This window comes from Candidatus Methanoperedens nitratireducens, from assembly GCF_900196725.1.
Taxonomy (GTDB): Archaea; Halobacteriota; Methanosarcinia; order Methanosarcinales; family Methanoperedenaceae; genus Methanoperedens; species Methanoperedens nitroreducens_A.
On sequence record NZ_FZMP01000026.1, the window covers coordinates 1 to 20,055 of the forward strand.

Consider the following 20,055-nt stretch of genomic DNA (forward strand, 5'->3'; position numbering starts at 1 on the left):
TTCGGGCAAAATTAGTATGATTGACTATAACACCTGTTGCATTATAGAAGTTTCAACAAGATTTGTTACACTCCCTGTTACTTTGCTAATCCACTATGTTTCTTTACTTTTGCGCAACCCTCTATACCTAACGCAAAAGTAAAGAAACAGTTAAATGAACTGCCTGACTTTCGAGGCAGCTTTTTTCAACTCATTCAGGACAAGACCTATATAACCCTCCTGTCCTACAAGAACTACCATCAACGCATCCGGACCTGCGGCATATGTTATAAGGTGTTTATCCTCTGTTTCCACAATAATCGATCTCGGTCTCTGTCCTGATAAGCGAACGGTCGTTGATTCGGCGGATATATACAGAGTAGCAGTCAGCGCCGCGAACGCCTCGCTGTTAAGCCCGCCCCCGGTATCTTTAGAGACCATCAGCAGTCCCTGCCTTGAAACGATCGCAGAAAGTTCGACGCCACCTACTGCCTGCAGGTCGTCAAGAATTTTTTCAAGGGATTGTGCAATCGTTTCCATTAATGCTCCCGGAGTTTTAGCGGCATATTAACATTTTAATACTTTATAAACAATTGCCAAGAAATATATTGTGTAGTACGGATATTTATAAAAATAAAGCGATTCAGACGAACATGCCTTCAGAAAGGCTCTGTTTTTCTGCAGGGACTTTTAATTTTTTTATCGCTTTCAGGAAATCATCCATCCCGACGCTGTAGCGCTCTTCCCTTACGGCAAACATGCCCGCTTCCATGGCAATAGCCTTAATATCCGAACCGTTTGATCCTTCAGTAAGCGATGCAAGTTTTTCTATATCAACATCTTCTGAAAGGGTCATTCTCCGGCAATGTATTTTAAGGATCGTCGCGCGTGCGACACTGTCCGGCATGGGTATTGATATGAACCTGTCAAACCTCCCCGGTCGCAGGAGTGCAGCATCAAGTATATCGGGCCTGTTCGTTGCCGCTATTATCCTGACATTGCCCCTGGAATTAAAGCCGTCCATTTCCGAGAGGAGCTGCATCAGCGTACGCTGCACTTCCCGGTCACCGGATGTCGCGGTATCAAGACGCTTTGCGCCTATTGAATCAAGCTCATCGATGAATACGATGCTCGGGGCTTTTTCTTTCGCCATCTTGAAAAGGTCTCTTACAAGCCTTGCTCCCTCGCCTATGTACTTCTGTACAAGCTCGGAGCCTACTATCCTGATGAAAGTAGCTTTTGTCTGGTTTGCCACGGCTTTTGCCAGCAACGTCTTGCCTGTCCCGGGTGCGCCATATAGCAGTACGCCTTTTGGCGGCTCAATCCCGATGCGCTCAAACACCTCAGGCTTTGTTAGCGGCATCTCAACCGTTTCCCGCACTTCACGTATCTGTTCATCCAGGCCGCCGATATCGGAAAACGATATATCGGGTGCCGCTATGACCTCCATGCCGCTGACGAAAGGGTCACGCGAAGAGGGCAGGATACCTGTTACTGAAAGCGTCTGATAGTTCAGGGAGACGCGCGCTCCGGCCACCAGTTCCGAACTGTTTATGAACTGGGAAGCCCCTACCACGAACTGCGGACCTGTGGTACTCCTGATTATCACCTTGCCGTTCTCCAGGACATCCACAACGCTGCCTACGACCATCGGGGGTGTTTTGAGCTTCTCAAGCTCGCTTTTTAGCTGCCTCAACTCCCTCTCGTATTTGAGCTTCTGGTTCTCAGTAAAACGTTTCTCAAGTTCTATCTTATTAGCCTGCTCCCTCAGAATGGTGTTCCGTTCTTCAAGCATTTTAATCCTGTCCATTAAATAGCGAGAAAAATCGTCGCTTCCTATTCCGATCGGAATCTCCCTGTTTTCCTGCGTTTCAGACATTTAGTATCGAATGATATTTAAGCGTAGACGGTATATAGAGTTTTCGTCGAAAATGCAATGCGAAATATGCGGCAGTGATATAAAAGGAAATCCCATACGAGTTACAGTTGAAGGGACTGTACTTGATGTATGCGGGAAATGTGCACGTTATGGAACACCATCCGATAAATGGACTCCTGTGTCCAGGAAGCTCTCGCCGGTTGAAAAGACTGTTTTTATCCGTAAACCCCGTAAAGATGCTTTTGATAAACTTGAGGGCGAGATAATCCCGGATTACGCCCAGGTAATCAAAAAAGCCAGGGAATCAAGGGGATTGACCCTTGAAGGCCTTGCTTTGAAGATCATGGAAAAATCCGCGCTCCTGCGGAAGATTGAGAGGGAAGAGCTTGTGCCTGAGGATGCGATAAGGAAAAAACTTGAAACCGAGCTGAATATAAAACTCACCGAGAAAGTTTCCTCGCAGGACCAGCGCGGGGGCGGGTTTATCAGGGGAACAACGCTCGGGGATGTGGCGATCATAAGGAAGAAGACGAAGTAGCGTCTTGCGCCGGCTTAAGTCCTTTCTGCCTTCAACAGGAGTCTCGAAATATCCTGCGGTCAGCGCCCCTCTCACTGTGGCGTACTTTATCATTATCTTCTTGCTTACAAAGCGGTATCTTGAGGATACTGATAAAAAGGCAGCAGAGGGATTGAAGTTTGGGTTGACGATCTTTCTTTTAGGCATGGATGGAAGCTGTGCAAAAACTCGATGCATCCAATGCACTGGATAATAAAACAAAAACCTTGGCATACCTTGCCGTACTGGCAGCAACAGGGCTAACAAGCGGATTCCCTTTTCATGTCCAGCATGCAAAATCCCTGGGAGCAAGCAGGGACGAGGTCATCGGCGCAGTGCTTGTCGGACTTCCTGCGGTTGGACATAAGGTCATTCAGGCTTTACCTGCGGCGCTGGAAGCTTATGATAGTCACGAATAATTCTGTTTCGCACAGTTTTCTGAACAGTTTATACCGCTCAAGCGCATAACGAGATGAACCTGGAAGATGAAAAGCATAGCTATACATGCTGTTTCGATGCACTATGTAGTATTCCCTATCGAATACTGGGCGAGAATCCTGATAGGGCATGTGGACAGGGTAGCTCTGGGCTTCATGACTTTCACTATGAAGGCTTTATTGGTGAAAAACGATAGCAAGCCCGGTAGTTTCCAAGTACGGGGTTATGGTGAATTGAGGTTACGTTTATCCCCTCAGATGAGAAGAGTAGATTCATACTCCCATTTATTCTCTGTTCCCAAAATATAAAATAGCTTTTAGATCCATGAGTTTGTTATCTGAGTGCATACGTCAGCTTACTTGTATGAATTCTCTGATAAAGAATCTATTGGTGACGAACAAGTTACACTCATCTGGAAAGAACTAAAGGAGATTTTTATTGAGGTGAAATAAATGGAAATTGTAAAATCGCTATTATACTTTGTTCTGGCTGGGTTGTGTGAAATAGGAGGAGGATATCTTTTCTGGCTTTGGCTGCGGGAAGGAAAAAGTATCTGGTTTGCCTTATTCGGAGCGGTGGTCCTGGTGCTCTATGGGATAATACCAACATTTCAGCCAGCAAATTTTGGACGAGTTTATGCAGCTTATGGGGGTATCTTCATAGTTCTTGCTATTCTCTGGGGCTGGCAGATTGATAAAATTGCTCCAGATAAATTTGACCTGATAGGCGGTCTTATCGCTCTTACCGGCATGCTTATTATCATGTATTGGCCGAGAGGGTAATATTTGTAAATGGGTCTATCGGCAGGCTTTCTAAACTTTCCATTCGCCTATACGAATGCTGTGGCACATCACTTCGCTTTGCTAAAGTATTGTCTAAAGAGATTGTAAGCAAGATTGAAGTGGGTATGAGTGAAAAGGATATAGAGGATACCGCTTCTGAAGTTTTCCTTGCTTATAACGTGAGGCAGCACTGGCACAGGCCAATTATCGGCGTAGGTGAAGGAAGCACCAAGCTGAGCAGCGTGCATGCTCTTGCATCGAGCTTTCTGACCGAACATAAGCGCATTCTGCAAGAGGATGACCTTGTCTTAATAGATATAGCTCCAGTGTACATGACGACCTATGCAGGAGATTACACCACCACCCACGTCTTTGGGAATAATCCTGAGCTTGAGGCACTTGTTGCGTATGCGCGTGATATTTCACGCAAGATTGCCGAGTATGCAAGCAACGAGATGATTGTGACTGATGTATTCCGCTACGCGCAGGAGCTTATTCGTACAATCTCAAACTATACGCGTCTCTATCCTCCACTGATATCCCTCAGGCACCGCCTTTCCAGGATACACCCTCTCGAAAATCTCCCGGAACCAGGGTTATCATACTTGATTTTAAAAAAGTTTCCTTTCATAGACTCAAGTAATCTCACCCCGATGGATGAATTATGGGTCGTTGAGCCGTACCTGATGCACAAAGAGAGGGCTGCTAAATTCGAGGAGCTTGTATTTGTGAGCAGAAAATCTGTGATTCTGGACAGGGATTATTAAATGTTCCTGATAAATAGGAGCAAATTTGAAAAATATGTGGATACCGATAAGGTTATATTAACAATCACATCTTAGGTCTCCTATGGCTCTATCATGGTTAAAGGCTCCCGTAATCGCAGAAGTAATTTTAGCAGTATTACCTGTAGTGATCTTCATTTTCGCCTTTCAGTATTTCATAATAAAGAAACCCGTTGAAAACCTCTCCCAGATAATGATCGGCATAACATTATCTACCATAGGGCTTATCCTGTTCTTAGAAGGATTAAGACTTGGATTCTTGCCTCTGGGTCAACAGGTAGGTGCAGATCTCCCTACCACTGGCTCGGCTTACCTTGTAGTTGCATTTGCTTCTATTTTCGGTTATGCAGTCACACTTGCAGAGCCCAATCTGCGTGTTCTCATCAGCCAGGTGGAAACCGCATCCTCAGGTGCCATACCAGGAAACATAATTCTGCATGCTGTCGGCATAGGGGTCGGGGCATCGCTTGGGATATCGATGCTGCGGATACTTCTTGGCATACCCCTCTGGAAGATTATAGTCCCCGGCTATCTTCTGGCGTTAATCTTAATTTATTTTGCACCCGCGTATATAATCCCAATGTCGTTTGATGCCGGGGCTGTTGTTACCGGACCTATGGTTGTACCGCTTATTCTCGCAATAGGAGTAGGGATGACATCCGTGCTGGGAGGAAGAGACCCCATTGTTGATAGCTTTGGTCTGGTTGCAACTGCTACTTTAGCACCCGTGATATCTCTGCTGATACTTGGTATTGTACTGGGAGAATAGATATGAGCTATCTAACTAACTTTAATGTAATATTCACGATTGTTGAAAGAGGAAAAAGTGAAACGATAATCAGGGCAACGCATGAAGCCGGAGCTGAGGGAGCTACCGTGTTTTTTGGAAGAGGTACAGGGATTCATGAGAAAAGGAAAATCCTGGGAATTCCCATAGAACCTGAAAAAGAGATTGTGATTACTCTAATAGAAAAAGAAAAAACCGACGCGGTTCTTGAAGCTATTGTGAGCGCTGGAAAATTGAACGAACCTGGAAAAGGCAGGGCATTTGTTGTAAGTGTGGAAAAAATGACGGGCGCATTGCATCTTGAGCAGAAAAATAAGCAGGATAATGGATAAATGGGAAGTTCTACAATGCTCATATCTCCAAAGAGCCTGGTGGCTCCAATAAAATAGTCTTTATTGGATCGATAATTCTTCGTATAATGTATGATCCAATAATGTTTTTGTGGAGATTACCTGATCCGAACCTGCGTGTTTTAAATATCCAGCGTTTTTCATCTCCTCGACAAGAGATATTATTTTGATATTGCTTAACTTCCTGGCAGTGAGAATGATGCTTGCATTCTTTTTGTCGCTCTGGTTTGCTATTAGCATCCTTGCAGACAGGATATTGGAATTTAACAGGACATTTTCATCTGCAGCGTCACCATGAACGCAGGGTATTTTTCTGGAAATCAAATGATTTATGTTTTCTTCGTTTTCATCGATAACCATGAAAGAAATTTTTGCCCTCTCAAGTTCTATAATAAGGGTTTCAACAAGCTGGTTATAACCGCCTATAATAATATGGTCATTTAGATCGACTGGAACCTTTGGCTTTGGAGGCATCTCCTTTCGAAGCATCCCCTCAAGTCCTGGACTGACTACAAAGAGAAAAACATAACCGAATATCATTATAATACCTGAGATAACTACGATAATACTGAATAAGTGTCCAATAGTAGAATTAAAATAAATATCGCCATAACCTACCGTGGTCATACTCCCAATGACCCAGTAAATTGCTGTTATAAATCCGTACTCACGGCTCTCGTACACACTCATCAGGTACTGAAAAACCAGACTGTATATTAAAACAAGAAGTGTGGAAAGAGAAATATAAACAAATATAGGTTTACTTATTCGAAATTTAAACATCCATACTATTGTTGTATTGAAAAGTTATAATATTAGTGGCAGGACAGATACCAATTTCGTGTATTCGCAATCAGGCATGGCTTACTTCTTGCCGATCACTAAGGGGTTAGGTAGAAATAACCTATCGAATATAGCTTTACTACTTTGATAAAATCCGTGTCGAGGAGATTAGCCATAATGTTATACGCTTTCAAGATTTACTAACTTATTTTTACATAACCCCTAAGTAGATGATGACCAAAAAGAAAATTAAAAAGAAAGTCAACCCAGTAATAGTACAGTTTTTTGATGTCACATTTATTAAATGCTCTCCCACCATCGATCTAAGATTGCATATGACTCATTCATACAAGTAAGCTGGTGTATGAACTAAAAAGCCAAACTCATATATTTCATACGCAATTTACCAACCTTATATACACAACGATTCACGACAAAAGTAGCACAGATGAGAGATTACTCGTATACCTGTTCCTACCTCCTTCCCTATGGACAATGGCCAAAATAACCAATAGGAGATTGAAAGCCTCATGCCTCCTGCTGATGCCTCAAACTTTAACGAAGCGGAATCCGAGGCGATGACTCTAGCCGTATCGCATCCGAAAAAGATGCTCCTGACCGCTACGCTTCATTGTCCTATGTCTTGGTGGGTCACCAATTCTCGACAAATGCAGGATGGAATTTACGGTAGCTTTCATGCACCTGTTCAAAATCCTCTCCTACTTTCTCGTAATGCCTCTCTTTAACCTCCATTGTATGCCCTGCTGCTACTGCCGATAGTTTCCTGCTTCCTCCGGCATTATCGTGGTGACGCTCTCCCGCCTCCCTTAAAGCCATGCATGTTATCAGTTTCAGGGTTCTTCCATCTGCGTAATATTTCTTGATTTTTTGAATACCTATGATTTTCGCATAGTGGTTTATGCGCTCATTGAACCATTCAAGGCTTAACTGCTCTCCTTTTTCATTAATAAAGATATGCCCTTTTTTTCGATTGCTGACTAATGTACGAAGCATTTCATTCGTATTTTCTGATAGAAGGGCAGTTCGTGGCGTTGACGGTAACCACTCTTTTTCTTTGCGATTGCCTTTCTTCGGCTTTGTTTTTTGTTTGACCCTCACCGCTGTTATAAGATGCTGGTTTCTATCCCAATCCTCGATTTTGAGATTCAAAACTTCAAAGGGTCTCAGTTGGGTTTCATATATTATTCTGAAAAACAGTTTTTCCCTTGTAGGTATCCGGTAATCCGTGCATATTATCCTGCATTCCTCAACATTCATACCTCTATTTAGCAAAGGATCTGTTGTAACGAGTTGCTTAGTGTTTGTTAATTCTGGCTTTTTTAACTCTAAAATCTGCAAATTTTGGGCAGGAGTTTGCATGGTTTACTCAGTCCTTTACCTATAAAACACTAAGTATATATCAGTTCTCTTTTATCTATTATCTCGAATTTAACCGCCCACACTATCCTGTTATCATCCCAGAATCCATAGATTTTCTGGAAGGTTTCTCTATATCCATCCAACGTGTACCCTCCTTCCTCCCAGGCGTCCTGTTCTGTCATATCACCCAGCTTTTCTTGATAAACTGTAAGTATTCTGAGCCTGGCAAAGAACTGTTTGCTGATCATCTCGGTTTTTGCAAGATGGATTGAGCCGGGCTTTACCCTAGCTTTTTCCCATGTTCTGCGGGTCTGAGTTTTGAGACCTATCAGAATGGGGAATATATGGGCGTGTTTGAAAAGGATCATTGAAATTTTTCACATCTCCTTTGTATTCTTCTTCGCATTCTTCTCCGCAGCCTTTAACCTATCAATGGCAACTATAACCTCTCTGTAATTATCTGACATTTTGATTATGGCTTCTTTCATCTGCTTCTTTTCCTTCCTTAGTTCTTCCAGCTCTATCGCTAATACATTAGTTCCCAATATCTGTTCACCCCTCGCCACCGCTAAAACCTCCTCCAGGGGAATGTGCGCCCCTCTGATGATGTATTCCTTTCTCATAAGGTTCTTTCGCTTATTGTAAAATCGCTGCCAGCATTTGGAAAAAGTCCTTAACTCTAAGCGCTGCGCCCCATCTATTTGAATGTCCGGGAAATCTATGTTTGGTTCTATTCTCTCAAAATGAGCAGTTTCAAGACTATACCCTACTTTACCCTCGATTGTACCCACTACTCTCATGAGTTCTCCGTAATCTATAGGATCTTCAGTGCAATGAATATGAAAAACCGACTTCTGCGGGTAAGTTAAAATTTTTACACTGATGGATTTTATCATAAATTGCATCTCCCCTACATGGAATTTACTTTCTTTAGAATTTGGGTTAGTTGCTTTAGAGGGGGTAACCCCCGATGTGTTGCCGGATGTGTGACCCACCACCAACATTAAATTATGATATGTTTGGTTTAAGAATTTTTCTAATGTTTTTAATTCATCTGCTGTAATTTTTTGGGTATACTCATAGTGTTCTAATAATGTTTGTTGTATCCATCCCTTCTCATAAAATCGCAAACATATCATTTTTGCTGAACCGTGCTCTATTCCGCAATAAATCGCTATCTGCTTCGGTGTATAGTGTTCATCTGGATGTTCCTGAAAGAATTTTACGACTTTGAGGGAGTCACGCCCTTTTACCCCTTCAAAAGCAACAGATAATGTGTTGCCGTCATTTTTAAAATCTTTAGTTTCGCCTTCTCCCGTTATTGAATCAGTGATTTTATTAAAATCGCCATTATTATTTTCAATTCCATCTCCTGTATTTTTTAAGCAAATGGGTTTATGAAAATCAGATTTATTAAAACGATTAATTTTATAAAAAATGCTCACTATTTTAACTCCCCAATCCAGAGCACAGGTCAAGGACTTCCATTCTATTTACCGCACTGTTCGCAGAGTGCCCGCCCAAATTCCTCAAAAGTTTTCAGGGCCTGCTCTTTTGTGATAGATCCATGGCAGGCTTTGCAGGCATGGGTTTTGGGGGCTGGTTTCTTTTCTGATGGAGGCTTGAATGCAGGGATGATTACAGGTTCTCCTATTCCTCTGTTAGCATATTCATGCATGAAATAGGGATGATCGTCACAGTATCCGTATTCTGTCCCGCATCTCCGGCAGTGCGTGATATACATGCCGTCTCTGTGCTGTGTAATCGTCACTATCCCGCGACAGATGCATCTCATGGCTTTGAGATCGCTATCCAAAGGTATCCCTCCTCTGAAATCCCTTACATTTCCCGCCCCTGCACACTTTATAGCGTCTGGTTGCAGTGCAGCCTCTACAATAAAATCTGCATTGTCTCTTGGCTGGGTACTGGAATCCGATTGTCATTCTTCATCCCTGTCCCAGGCAGGCTTTCGATGGGCAGGGTTGCCCCAGAGTTCTACCCATTCCTCTTCGTCCAGAACATGCGTCCAGGGATCAAGTTTGATAAGGGTGAGGTAACCGCTGCTGTAAACGACATAGTCCACATCTTTTAAGTCGAGACGGTTTCTCAACTCCCTGACCCACTGGAATGATGGAACTGGACGGATCAGAAGGTCGCCTCCCCATGTAAGAATAGCGCAAATAATCACGGTTTCCTCCAAGAGTATAAGTGGTTGGGGGCTTGGCTGTGCCCCCTCTGTCATGGTTCAGTTTGGTTCTGTCTCGCTTCCTTCAAGGTGCATATCCTCAACTGCATCTTTGAAGTCCATCTGTAGACGGCGTTCAAGCTCATGAAAACGGGCTATGGTAGTTTTGGGGTTTAGCTTCAGGATCAGCTTCATGCTATGCCTCCTGTTTTGAAGTCTTTGTCTCCAGGGTAATGTCCCCTGCTTTGAAGGATATGTTTGGCTGCATCAAGAGCGTCCCCATCACATCCTTTACAGTCGCCTGGGCAGTAGATTTTATGTTGGCACGGTATGTTTCTGTTCATGCGTTTACTCCCTGCGCTCTCTGGATCAATCTGTCAACATATTCATCCATCGAGATTTTTTCAAAAAAGAACTCTACAGCTTCGGGCTGCGATGGTAGAATATCTCTGCCTCTGCCTTTGTTGCTTATCCTGATTCCGCAGGCTCTGGCTTTTTGAGAGAATTTTTCATTTAGCTGCCTGACTGTATCCTGGATGAGTGCGTGATTTTTCGCAAAGACCTTGACATGTTTCAGGCGATATCCTGCATCTATACTATCTGTGTGAAGCGCAGGTTGAGAGCCTGCGCTAACTGTATTTGTTTCCATTTTCCGAATCTCCTTTAATACCCTTTGTGCCTGTCTGGTGACCGCCAAACAAGCTGTCTATTTTAGACCCTTTTTGTATGAGTTGTTAGGTATATATAATTAACTTTTAAATACTCAAATAGTGATAATTAGAGAGTTAACTGTAAAGTATTATATATATATAAGAGTTAACTGTATATAAGTAGGGCAAAACAAGGTGACCGCCTTGGCAGTCCAGTAGATTTTTAACCGAATCTCCGCTGGACTGTTTGCCCTACCTTAACTATTTTGCATCCTTAATAATCGTTTATTAAGCGGTGTGAAAGTAATCGTTTTTAAGACTGTTTTCTATATTTACTATCCTCCTACTGATTATGATTTTCATCCTATTTTTACTTCTTTTGATAATTGCAGTAGATGGACAAGCTGTAAAAAGGTGCAGGATACTTATGTCCCACATTCCGTACCCTTAACTTTTGAAAATTTTAATTTAAGTGTATAGTCTTTGCATCTCGATTTGAAATTTCTAATTTAAATACACTTAGGTAAAATATTAATCGTTGAATGCGAAAATATGCCTATTTTTCACATTTTGTATAAAACATATATACGCTGTTAAATTTTAAAATCAAGTGCGGTAAAATTATTTTTCACTTCTTAAAAAGGGTACGGAATATGGGTTATGTGGGGATATTGCAGATTTTGATAAAGACGATAGAGAAGTTTCGTTATCAGGTAAAGTTAGGCGAAGAGTCTTTTCTTCTTGAATCCGATAACATGAGCTTCCTGGTTCGGAAGGAAGTACAAATCCTTTGATTCCATCTGGGTAACGAAGCCATCGACATAGAATGATCCGTACTGATAATAGATTTCTAATGTATCCGTCCCCACAGTGAGATAGGATTTATCGTATCTTTGCAGGTCAAGAAGTACCTGGTAAACTCCGGTTGGATAACATTTGCCCCAGACTGAGAAGCCAGCACTGTTCCTAAATATGACCCTGAACCCATCTGTAATTAGCGTTCCGCTTGGCAGCCTGAGAAACCCTGCTATGATATTGCCGAATAAGGAACTCTGTAACGTGAATGTCTTGCCGGTATGTTGAGTACCGGTAGGATCGATAAGATAAGAATCCCAGGGTCTCCATACTAATACAAAGGCTTTGGTCATCTGCTCAATCCCGCTTAGGGTCTCAGATATGAACGAATCCCAATTCCTTCCTACAAATGGGATAATGCCGTTCATCAGTGGACCTGGCGCAGGGTAATAAGCGGGAGGGTTTTTCACAAGAGCAGGCATCGCAGGCTTGGAATATTCATTACCGCTCAGGTCAGTCACATCGTAGCTATCGTGAGTGGCAGAAATTACGGGATAGGCTTTGCCATACCATGCACCTGCCAGGCTGCGAATCTTGAACTTATCTCCGTTAGTGCCTCCCACTATCGTTATATTCGTTATATCCCGCAGTGCATAATCACCCGTGTTCAGGGCTGCTTTTATCAGAGTTCCCACCGTCGAGCCGGAGGGAATGCTTGTAGATACTGTTGTAGTCTCAGGAGCGTTCCCGTCCTGATCCACGTAGGTTACGGTTACATCTATCGGGCTTGCACCTATCTGAACCATTATCTCAATCCATGGTTCAAGACCTATGGGGTTAGTGCTGCCGTCAGTGAATCCAGTGCCTTTAAGATAAGTCCCGAAAACTGTTACTCCCTGATAACCAAGTTGAGCATCGGTTTTATGCGTTTTATCGTATGTATAATGCTTCCAGGCATCAGTAGTATGGGTTATATCCACTACTGTTTTTAAATAAGCGTCAGTAGTGTGCGATTTATCTGTATCTGTCGCCATCACCCATCACTACTCTTATCATTTTTATTCAACCCCTGCTCTTTTTCTTTATCCGTGAGAACAATGGGATAGAACCAGGGATGACCTTCTATAAACTTGTCTTTAATTTCAATCTTTCCGTCCTCGAAAATAAATGCGATTCTCCATTTCATCTCTCCCTGGATATTCTGCTGCCATCCTGCTATATGGCATATCTGGTCTTTTGTTTGCTCTATACCTGCACTAATCGAAGTGCGCCTGCGGTAAAACAATCTCTGTCCTTCATTTAACTCAAGCCTGAATACAGGAACTTGACCCTGCATAATGAGAAACGTCTTAACCTTCTTCCGGTCTATGATCTCGCTTGAAACCTCGATAGGTTCTCTGGTTTCATTGAATTGGTCTATAACTGTCCCGTCATCGTATATGGCTCTCCATGTTAATGGTAATTCGGTCATTGTTTACCCTCTTTAAATCAAGATGCAGGGAAGCTATTTAATTTTAAGTTTCATCGTATCTGAAAGTGAACGTCTCCTGGGAGGTAGCACCGCTTGCTGCTGTTGTTCCTACCTCAAGCTGATACACAACATGATCTCCGAACTGCCCTGTTGAAGGGTTAGTGATTGACCCGCTAAGTGCTAGAGGAGAAGCTGCGGTCAAGGTGAACGCATCCACAGGAGCAGCATCTAAGCCTGTATGGTTTACCTGGGTAAGCTGTGTTCCGGTCTGACCAACAGTGCCAGTCGCCTGCCTATACCCTGCATCCAAACCTGTTGATGCTTTGGCTACCTTGCATGTAACACCAGTTCCGAAGCTGCCAGTACCGTCAGTGAACCATCGCAGGTTATTGATCGTGCCTGCCGGTGTAACTGTGCAGTTCAATCTTGTAGTTACCCAGAATGAATAATAAGTCCCTACTGATGGAATCTGGATACCATTACTTATATCCCCTGTGCTGTGAGTGTCATAAGCGTTTGCCCGTGTATTGATACTTGTAATGTCAGTCGAGACTATTGCGCCTGATGCACCCGTTTTCCTGACTATCTGAACCGTAGCAACCATTTCATCATCTCCTATGCAACATATTTAATGGCAAAAAGTAATCTGGCAGTTGAATCAGGGCTGTCCAGGGCTTTACACAGGAATTTAGTGGTAAATCCCTCAACTGCTACAACATCGCCGTCAATCAATCCAACAGATTCGCTCCAAGGAAACCAGAGTTCAGCCTGGAATATCGGAGTGACCTGCCCAGAGAGGTTATGGACTATCGGTTTGACGTAATATGCTTTACCGTCACCACTGCTCTTGAATGCATAATAAGTAGGCGTAGGCACGAAACTTATGCCGTTACCGGTTGGAGTTACAGCACCTAACCTTGTTGCAGTATCAGGGTATTGATATGAAAACGGTCTCAGGATCAGCCTGCTCCTGTTTATTGATGTTACTCCATCCTGACCATCATACATTGTAGAACCCTGCCCTCCACCGTAAACATTGAGAACAGACAGGCAGTAGAAGTTGGTGTACCCGTCTGAGTATTCCTTGCTGCTATTGCGCTCCAAGACCGTGAAAAAGCTCTGCTGTTGGGGCGTTGCAGTAGGTTCGGGCTTCCCCATGAGAACAAAGCCGTTAGATTCTATCCACAGGTAATAGGTCACAAGCAATGTCGCCATATCCGTACTAACGCCACCCGCTTGATAATTTTCAAATGGTATGAGTGTAGATTGGTTCGATGCGGGATAGGTATGACCCACCCCGTCCCAGGTTGCACTGAGCACGATCCTGAGACCTTTGCCGTAATACCATTGCGAACCGGTATAATAATAGTTTATCCCGCTTGTCTGGTTGATCTGCTCAAGAGCAACGTAAAGCTCCTCAGCACCGTTGACGTAATGCAGGCATCTCCTTGCGTTATTGCCTGTCTTATCTGTAGTAGTCCACGTTACATCGCCATCAGTCCAGTAACCTCCTGCTGAGGCTATTAAACCAGCTGCAATATCATCAATAATCTCCCAGAGCTTCTTAGCACCGCTTGCGTATCCCATCTTTTATTCCCCCTATGCCACGTATTTGATAGCAAAATTGATCCTGCTCACGCTATCTGGGCTGTCAAGTGCCTTACAGAGATATTTCGTACTCGATCCCTCGATTGCTACAACGTCCCCATCCACAATTCCCTGAGATTCAGTCCACATGAAAAAGAGTTCTGATTGAAAGATCGGAGCTAACTGGCTATTCAGATTGTTCATAATCGGTTTGACGTAATACACTTTTCCATTACCAGCACTCTTGTATGCATAATAAGTAGGCAGTGGCACGAAACTTATCCCGTTACCGTTGTTGGAATAAGAACCGTAAGAAGCCCAATCAGGGTATTGATATGAAAACGGTCTCAGTATGCCTCTTGGTCTCTGAATAGATGACAAGGCATAATCAGCATATTGGGTCAGGCTCGTTTGAGAAAAACTGAAAAAGTTTGTATAGCCGTCTGAATAGTATTTGCTCGCATTGCGTTCAACCACTGCTATAAAACTCCCCTGATAGTCGTCAGTTGCATTAGGCTCAGGCTTCCCCATGAGCGCAAATCCAGTAGCGTCATACCACAGGAAATACGTCACCATCAATGTAGCCATGTCAGCAGTGACCCCACCGTTATATCTGGCTTCAAACGGGATGAGTGTGGATTGGTTCGATGCAGAATATGTATGACCTACCGAGTCCCATGTTAAACTAAACACTATCCGCAGACCTTTTCCATAATACCAGGGATTTCTCTGATAGTAATAATACCCGTTTGTTATATTTATCTGTTCCAGGGCAACATAGAACTCCTCAGAGCCGTTAAGATATTTCAAAGCTCTGCGTGCGTTATTCTGCGTTTTATCGGTCGTAGTCCAGGTTACATCGGCATCGGACCAATAACCTCCTGGTGAGGCAATCAATCCGGCTGCTATGTCGTCAATAATTTCCCACAATTTCTTAGCACCGCTTGCGTATGTCATTTGTTCCTCCTTTCGTGATGGTTGAAGATAGTAGTGTGCCCGTCAGAGTAAGATTTATCTGGATTTCTTTCAACCACTGCAATAAAATACTGCTGATTGGAATCTGCGTGAGGTTCAGGATACCCTATGAGTGTAAAACCAGAAGCGTCATACCACAGAGAATACGTTATAGTCATTGTCGCCATATCCGCATCTGCACCACTACCGCTAACGGCTCTTTCCAACGGTATGAGTATTGAGTCGTATGATGCGGGATATTTATGACCTATTGCATCCCAGGTCTTGCTAAACACCATCCTTAACCCTTTTCCATACAGGTAGGGGTTGGCTTTAATCTCGCTTTTCTCGTTGATCTGTTCCAGGGCAATATAGAACTCATCAGACCCGTTCACATAATGCAGCTTCGCCTTGCGTTATTGCTTGTCTTATCTTTGGTATCCCATTTCGTATCGCCATCGGTCCAGAACCCTTCCGCACTCGCCATCAAAAAAGCTGCTATGTCGTCAATGATCTCCCAGAGTTTCTTAGAACCACTTGCGAATCCCATTAATTATTCCTCTCTCTCCTTTCGCTCTCCTCTTGTTCCTTTTTCATCTGTGCCTCAAACTCCTTATCGTTATTGATATTCCCGATAACCCTGCACGGTATCATCGTTCCTATTCCTTCCTGCATGTACAGCCTCCAAATTTCATATTAAATAATTAAATCCACACTGCCAGAACCTCAACCGGCGTTCCTCCGACCACAGGCGCATTGCTATAATAAATCTCTGAAATCGTTATGCCATCAATCTTCGTGTCCCTGCCACTTGGTATCTTCTTGTACTCAGTCATAATAACTTCAGCACCACTGATTATGACAGCCATCTTGATTGTCAGATCGATTTCCGGCTTGTAGAAAGTTATGCTGTTAGCTCTGTTCTTCATTCCCAGAGAAACGTCAGTATTGGTCTTTGTAATGTCGATATTGTACACTTTGGGCAGGAGTTGAGCATTATCAGGTTGAAACGCAAGCCTGCCCATGAGCACAATCAGTTTATCAAGTCTCTCCGCTATTTGGTCTGGGCTACCCTGTTGCAGGTTTTTCATAGAATCGGATATAATCTGATCAACAGGGTATTTTTCTTCTATCTCCTGGAAGATAGATTTAGCCATTTACTTGACCTCGACAAGACCTCCATACCTGCTCGTAGATGCCCAGAACCGGATTTGTGCTGTTGCTCCTCCGGTCTTGAACTTCATCTCCCTGAACTTGGTATTTGACAGTTTCATAATGCGTCCTGCTGTCAGCTTAGTGACCCTTTTGCCACCATCAAAGCTCAGGGTAACATCAAGGGTCTGAGCCTCGATAGTCAGACTTCTCATGTACCGCTCAGTTTTCTTGAGTTCGTATTCAAGAGAATCTGTATTGCCGTCTGCAAGCACTACCTGTCCTTCCGTGAAATCCACGCTCGATGTGCCTGTGGGCAGGGTCTTAAGCGACCCATCAGAGGGATAGACTATTTCTATTGGCTCTCTCTCCTCCACATCCTGCATTACGCCCAATATGCCCTGCAATACTTCCAGGATGCCGTTGAGCTTGCGATTTACTAACGACCTGAACCCTTTATCTGTAAGCAGTTCTTTTTCTTCCTTATCGCTCTTAGAATTAGAATTGGACTCCTCTGACTTTGGTTTCGTGCTATCGTCAGCAGCCTTTCTGTTCTTTTGCTGCTGTCCCATCGCTGTTATGCGTTCAAGCTCTTGGGTAACTTTCTCAGCAACCATAGTTCCTCCAAACCTGTATATACAAAGCTGGGGATGCGGGTTTAAGCCTCATCCGTAAACGGTTTTTTCGTGCCTTTTTCTACAAAGAAGGCATTACCCTCAGAAGTTATCTCAAGATACTTGGTTGGTGCTGCTGCTCCCTTGTATTCCTCGACCTCGTAATTCACGGTCTCGATAACGAAGTCCTGAGTTCCAGCAGCGATGCTCACAGCCATGAACATGCTCTGATCATAGCTCCATTTATCAAGCCTTACGGGGTTCGTATCAGGTGCTATGGTGCTATCCACCGTGCTATCTGTCTCAGGTGAGAAGAGTGGGTCCTTCATCCAGTACATCAGCGATGCAGTTGCCTGCAAGCATCCCATATAGTGCAAATGCACGATCCTTTGTGTATCGATGTTACCTGAGACCTGCTTGTAAGCATCTCCGCTTGAAGCAACCCATTTCTTCTTTGTGATAGCCCCTGTCTCTGAAATCTTGATCCTGCCTTCCATTACTTTCGTGATTACCCAGAACCCAGAGCCACCTTTTGAACCTCCACCCGCTTTTATTATGTGCCCGACTTTAAAAACTGGCAGGGCAAGCCTGTAATCCTCATGATATTTTAGAGTCATTGTTCCTCTTTTTTAGTTGTTGTTGTAAAATGGGGATTCGATTAAACCGGAGAGTCCCCTATCCGGATTGTTCGCAAAATTATCTTAGCTCGCCTCGCCAATCTTCTTGGCTTTGATGACGACAAGGGCAAATCCAGCCGTACTCGCTGTACCACCTGCTGTACCGACAATGACAAGTTTATCAGAGCCGTTCAGAATACCGTAAGTAGCACTGACGGCAGGTGTTTTCTTTGTGCCTATTGCATCTGCAACCGCATAGGTCTGGTTGGCGCAAATATCGTTTGTACCATCCGTAACCTTGATCAGATGCGATGAAGATGCCGTTACCAGCTTTGATGCAAGCATCATCTGTATCTCAGTAATCTGCATCGGAAATGGTAGGGTACTGAAAACCTCAACGCTGCCTGCATCTGCACCGATACATGAGACGGTTGCAGTAATGGTCACCTGCTCCTTATCTGCCCCCGTGTCTATGCTTCTTAAGTCCATGCTTTACCACCTTTTAAAAAAGAGAAGATCACCGTGATTCACACGATAATCTTGGAGTCTGCAAGGGCTTCCGGCACTACTGCATAGCCGATGAACCATGCATCTGGGTCTGCTGTTACGCCTTTTAGCTGCACGCCCATCGCTTCGGATGATCTGAATGCATAGCGATCCAGAGCACCGGCATAGACACCCATCTGTTCCTGGTACTTGTAGACCGGTCTTGTTACCCAGTCTCCAAGGTACTTCTTGCCGTTTCTGAGCTTTATATGAGTCAGTCCAGACTCGTATTGCTCAATGCCAGCAAGGAAGATGGCGCAGTTCTGCTGCAAGGTGTAGGCTTTCTCATTTCCTGAGTTGTATTCTAGCTTGAATGTGGTCTCAGCCAGGTTCAGATGTACAGGGCGCAGGGGTTCGACTCTCATTGTGAGTTTCTGCCTCTTGCCTATGACATCTGCCTCCTGCATTGCTTGCTGATAGACCTTGGCAAGAATGTCCATCGCTTCTTTGTGCCTCATTGGGATAAAATACGTCATGTCTTTTCTCCCTCCTTATGTCTCCACGATTTCTTCGCCCAGGTTGGCGATCCCGCCGTTTAGCAGGCTTCCCATGTCTCCGAGCAGATCAGCATCGATTTCATCCTGTCCGAGTCCAAGTATTTCATCAAACTCTTTTCCCAGGTCATCGATTGCAGATAATTTCCCGCTTGTGTTCGTCTTGCGCGTCCGAGAGGTCTTGCCCTTTGCATAGGTCACTATCTCTCTGACCCCTTTCAGTGCTGTGACTGCCAAGCCAGTCAGGATAAACGCATTACCTGCGCCCTTATCTGCCTGTCTTACAAGCAATCCACCACCGACTGCCACTGCGCCAGAGCCTACAACGTCTTTCCAGCCCTTGAGCTTGAGGTATTGCGGAATTAAGACTGTGGTTGCGACACCACCTACGCCTCCCGCAACTTCCTTGATAGTAACATCTCCCATCAAGCCCTTGCCAGCTTCTTTTACTCTGTCAATTGCCGAGGGGTTTACTTTCATGTGCTTTACCGGCTTAGGAAAGACGATCTGTAAAGACTTCCTGCGTGGATACTTCCCTTTCGGGTTTACGAGCATCAGTTCTTCCAATGCCATTGCTTTAGTTCCTCCTTAGTTTCCTTCCAGGGCTATGCCCTGATTGCAATGGTTAGTAGGACGGCGAGCTACTTAATACAGGAAAAAAGGTTCAAAATGAAGGTTTCGTATGGTTTTATATAGAAGGGTTAAAAACGCAGTAGTTAACACTTCCAGATTGAAATTTAAGCGGGTTATGACTGATTTTTAGGATACGTCACTACCTCGGACTCCGCTTCGCTAAAGTCCGAGGCATCAACTGGGTGCATGAATTTTTTATCGCCGATTGGTTGTTTTGGCTATTGTCAATAGAGAGGGGGACACGGAACAGGCATATGAGTATTGCCCTTCTGTGCTTCTTTTGTCCTGAATCGTTGCGAATATAAGGTTGGTAAATTGCTTATGAAATCAATGAGTTTGGCTCTTAAGTTCATATACCAGCATACAACCTTGAACATAATCCATAAAAATCAATTTCATTTTCTCTCTCATCAAAAAGATTATCGGTTATTAAACTAATTTCATACTGGAGTGTTACGTTAGATCTTATGCTTGCTCACGTTAATGTTTCAGTTGCATCAAGTCAAATAACCGACGTGGTCAATTAAAGGGGTAATACAAATGTCAGAAATGTTGAAAAAGATGGGATTGCTCGGTATCGGGGTAATTTCCCTGGCAAAGGAAAAGGTTGAAGAATTTGCCCAAGAAATGATAAAAAA

32 protein-coding genes are annotated in these 20,055 nt (G+C 43.8%); 7 read left to right on the plus strand and 25 right to left on the minus strand.

Annotated elements, in window-relative coordinates; translation table 11 throughout:
• Window positions 1–150 precede the first annotated feature (150 nt).
• Both MNV_RS02900 and MNV_RS02905 read right to left on the minus strand, forming a co-directional pair.
• Window positions 151–519, minus strand: a complete 369-nt coding sequence (locus MNV_RS02900; RefSeq protein ID WP_096203881.1) for a roadblock/LC7 domain-containing protein — start codon at window positions 517–519, stop codon at window positions 151–153.
• A 103-nt stretch (window positions 520–622) separates the two neighbouring features.
• Window positions 623–1,858 (minus strand): proteasome-activating nucleotidase, encoded by a 1,236-nt coding sequence (locus MNV_RS02905; RefSeq protein WP_096203882.1) that lies wholly within the window; start codon window positions 1,856–1,858, stop codon window positions 623–625.
• A gap of 52 nt (window positions 1,859–1,910) precedes the next feature.
• Here MNV_RS02905 and MNV_RS02910 point away from each other — a divergent pair, with 52 nt between their 5' ends.
• From MNV_RS02910 to MNV_RS02935, 7 genes are all read left to right on the plus strand, one after another.
• A complete protein-coding gene (locus MNV_RS02910) occupies window positions 1,911–2,396 on the plus strand; it encodes a multiprotein bridging factor aMBF1 (protein ID WP_096203883.1) in 486 nt (161 codons plus the stop codon).
• 197 nt (window positions 2,397–2,593) lie between these two features.
• Complete coding sequence (locus tag MNV_RS02915; protein WP_218837872.1) at window positions 2,594–2,833, plus strand: carboxymuconolactone decarboxylase family protein; 240 nt, start codon at window positions 2,594–2,596, stop codon at window positions 2,831–2,833.
• Window positions 2,834–2,899: 66 nt separating this feature from the next.
• Window positions 2,900–3,160 carry a hypothetical protein gene (locus MNV_RS18905; RefSeq protein WP_143311603.1) on the plus strand — a complete coding sequence of 87 codons (261 nt, stop codon included), beginning with the start codon at window positions 2,900–2,902 and terminating at the stop codon, window positions 3,158–3,160.
• Between the two features lie 144 nt (window positions 3,161–3,304).
• On the plus strand, window positions 3,305–3,634 hold the full coding sequence (locus tag MNV_RS02920; RefSeq protein ID WP_096203885.1) for a YnfA family protein: 330 nt from the start codon (window positions 3,305–3,307) through the stop codon (window positions 3,632–3,634).
• Between the two features lie 89 nt (window positions 3,635–3,723).
• Window positions 3,724–4,401 carry an aminopeptidase P family protein gene (locus MNV_RS02925; protein WP_256999925.1) on the plus strand — a complete coding sequence of 226 codons (678 nt, stop codon included), beginning with the start codon at window positions 3,724–3,726 and terminating at the stop codon, window positions 4,399–4,401.
• Between the two features lie 82 nt (window positions 4,402–4,483).
• On the plus strand, window positions 4,484–5,188 hold the full coding sequence (locus MNV_RS02930) for a DUF1538 domain-containing protein (RefSeq protein WP_096203887.1): 705 nt from the start codon (window positions 4,484–4,486) through the stop codon (window positions 5,186–5,188).
• A gap of 2 nt (window positions 5,189–5,190) precedes the next feature.
• On the plus strand, window positions 5,191–5,538 hold the full coding sequence (locus MNV_RS02935) for a P-II family nitrogen regulator (RefSeq protein ID WP_096203888.1): 348 nt from the start codon (window positions 5,191–5,193) through the stop codon (window positions 5,536–5,538).
• A gap of 60 nt (window positions 5,539–5,598) precedes the next feature.
• Here the strand turns inward: MNV_RS02935 and MNV_RS02940 are convergent, their stop codons facing one another.
• The 23 genes from MNV_RS02940 to MNV_RS03030 form a co-directional block, all read right to left on the minus strand.
• Window positions 5,599–6,339, minus strand: a complete 741-nt coding sequence (locus MNV_RS02940) for a potassium channel family protein (RefSeq protein ID WP_096203889.1) — start codon at window positions 6,337–6,339, stop codon at window positions 5,599–5,601.
• A gap of 651 nt (window positions 6,340–6,990) precedes the next feature.
• Window positions 6,991–7,617: a tyrosine-type recombinase/integrase gene (locus tag MNV_RS02945; protein ID WP_179293768.1), complete on the minus strand. Its 627-nt coding sequence runs from the start codon at window positions 7,615–7,617 to the stop codon at window positions 6,991–6,993.
• Between the two features lie 131 nt (window positions 7,618–7,748).
• Window positions 7,749–8,087, minus strand: coding sequence for an ASCH domain-containing protein (locus tag MNV_RS02950; protein WP_096203891.1), 339 nt, complete (start codon window positions 8,085–8,087; stop codon window positions 7,749–7,751).
• A gap of 9 nt (window positions 8,088–8,096) precedes the next feature.
• Complete coding sequence (locus tag MNV_RS02955; RefSeq protein WP_143311604.1) at window positions 8,097–9,164, minus strand: hypothetical protein; 1,068 nt, start codon at window positions 9,162–9,164, stop codon at window positions 8,097–8,099.
• Between the two features lie 44 nt (window positions 9,165–9,208).
• Window positions 9,209–9,535, minus strand: coding sequence for a hypothetical protein (locus MNV_RS02960; RefSeq protein WP_096203893.1), 327 nt, complete (start codon window positions 9,533–9,535; stop codon window positions 9,209–9,211).
• 123 nt (window positions 9,536–9,658) lie between these two features.
• Window positions 9,659–9,907 (minus strand): hypothetical protein, encoded by a 249-nt coding sequence (locus MNV_RS02965; protein ID WP_143311605.1) that lies wholly within the window; start codon window positions 9,905–9,907, stop codon window positions 9,659–9,661.
• Window positions 9,908–9,964: 57 nt separating this feature from the next.
• Complete coding sequence (locus tag MNV_RS20465) at window positions 9,965–10,099, minus strand: hypothetical protein (protein WP_256999926.1); 135 nt, start codon at window positions 10,097–10,099, stop codon at window positions 9,965–9,967.
• On the minus strand, window positions 10,096–10,248 hold the full coding sequence (locus MNV_RS19295) for a hypothetical protein (RefSeq protein ID WP_179293769.1): 153 nt from the start codon (window positions 10,246–10,248) through the stop codon (window positions 10,096–10,098). The genes MNV_RS20465 and MNV_RS19295 overlap by 4 nt, the downstream gene beginning before the upstream one ends.
• On the minus strand, window positions 10,245–10,553 hold the full coding sequence (locus MNV_RS02970; RefSeq protein WP_096203895.1) for a hypothetical protein: 309 nt from the start codon (window positions 10,551–10,553) through the stop codon (window positions 10,245–10,247). The genes MNV_RS19295 and MNV_RS02970 overlap by 4 nt, the downstream gene beginning before the upstream one ends.
• A 720-nt stretch (window positions 10,554–11,273) precedes the next feature.
• The gene (locus tag MNV_RS02975) at window positions 11,274–12,383 is read right to left on the minus strand and encodes a hypothetical protein (protein WP_096203896.1); all 1,110 of its coding nucleotides are present in this window, start codon (window positions 12,381–12,383) and stop codon (window positions 11,274–11,276) included.
• Entirely contained in the window at window positions 12,383–12,820 is a 438-nt protein-coding gene (locus tag MNV_RS02980) for a hypothetical protein (RefSeq protein WP_096203897.1), read from the minus strand. Before MNV_RS02980 ends, MNV_RS02975 begins: the two co-directional genes overlap by 1 nt.
• A 43-nt stretch (window positions 12,821–12,863) precedes the next feature.
• Window positions 12,864–13,424 carry a hypothetical protein gene (locus tag MNV_RS02985; protein WP_096203898.1) on the minus strand — a complete coding sequence of 187 codons (561 nt, stop codon included), beginning with the start codon at window positions 13,422–13,424 and terminating at the stop codon, window positions 12,864–12,866.
• Between the two features lie 11 nt (window positions 13,425–13,435).
• Window positions 13,436–14,407 (minus strand): hypothetical protein, encoded by a 972-nt coding sequence (locus MNV_RS02990; protein WP_096203899.1) that lies wholly within the window; start codon window positions 14,405–14,407, stop codon window positions 13,436–13,438.
• A 12-nt stretch (window positions 14,408–14,419) separates the two neighbouring features.
• Window positions 14,420–15,364 (minus strand): hypothetical protein, encoded by a 945-nt coding sequence (locus MNV_RS02995; protein WP_096203900.1) that lies wholly within the window; start codon window positions 15,362–15,364, stop codon window positions 14,420–14,422.
• Window positions 15,361–15,756 (minus strand): hypothetical protein, encoded by a 396-nt coding sequence (locus MNV_RS03000; RefSeq protein WP_096203901.1) that lies wholly within the window; start codon window positions 15,754–15,756, stop codon window positions 15,361–15,363. Before MNV_RS03000 ends, MNV_RS02995 begins: the two co-directional genes overlap by 4 nt.
• The gene (locus MNV_RS19300) at window positions 15,753–15,911 is read right to left on the minus strand and encodes a hypothetical protein (RefSeq protein ID WP_179293770.1); all 159 of its coding nucleotides are present in this window, start codon (window positions 15,909–15,911) and stop codon (window positions 15,753–15,755) included. Before MNV_RS19300 ends, MNV_RS03000 begins: the two co-directional genes overlap by 4 nt.
• Window positions 15,911–16,036: a hypothetical protein gene (locus MNV_RS20470; protein WP_256999927.1), complete on the minus strand. Its 126-nt coding sequence runs from the start codon at window positions 16,034–16,036 to the stop codon at window positions 15,911–15,913. The genes MNV_RS19300 and MNV_RS20470 overlap by 1 nt, the downstream gene beginning before the upstream one ends.
• Before the next feature lie 29 nt (window positions 16,037–16,065).
• Window positions 16,066–16,518, minus strand: a complete 453-nt coding sequence (locus MNV_RS03005; protein WP_096203902.1) for a hypothetical protein — start codon at window positions 16,516–16,518, stop codon at window positions 16,066–16,068.
• Complete coding sequence (locus MNV_RS03010; RefSeq protein WP_096203903.1) at window positions 16,519–17,130, minus strand: hypothetical protein; 612 nt, start codon at window positions 17,128–17,130, stop codon at window positions 16,519–16,521. It lies immediately after the preceding gene.
• Between the two features lie 41 nt (window positions 17,131–17,171).
• A complete protein-coding gene (locus tag MNV_RS03015) occupies window positions 17,172–17,744 on the minus strand; it encodes a hypothetical protein (RefSeq protein WP_096203904.1) in 573 nt (190 codons plus the stop codon).
• An 84-nt stretch (window positions 17,745–17,828) separates the two neighbouring features.
• Window positions 17,829–18,233: a hypothetical protein gene (locus MNV_RS03020; protein WP_096203905.1), complete on the minus strand. Its 405-nt coding sequence runs from the start codon at window positions 18,231–18,233 to the stop codon at window positions 17,829–17,831.
• Window positions 18,234–18,271: 38 nt separating this feature from the next.
• Window positions 18,272–18,766: a hypothetical protein gene (locus MNV_RS03025; RefSeq protein WP_096203906.1), complete on the minus strand. Its 495-nt coding sequence runs from the start codon at window positions 18,764–18,766 to the stop codon at window positions 18,272–18,274.
• A gap of 15 nt (window positions 18,767–18,781) precedes the next feature.
• Complete coding sequence (locus MNV_RS03030; protein ID WP_096203907.1) at window positions 18,782–19,357, minus strand: hypothetical protein; 576 nt, start codon at window positions 19,355–19,357, stop codon at window positions 18,782–18,784.
• Between the last annotated feature and the right edge of the window lie 698 nt (window positions 19,358–20,055).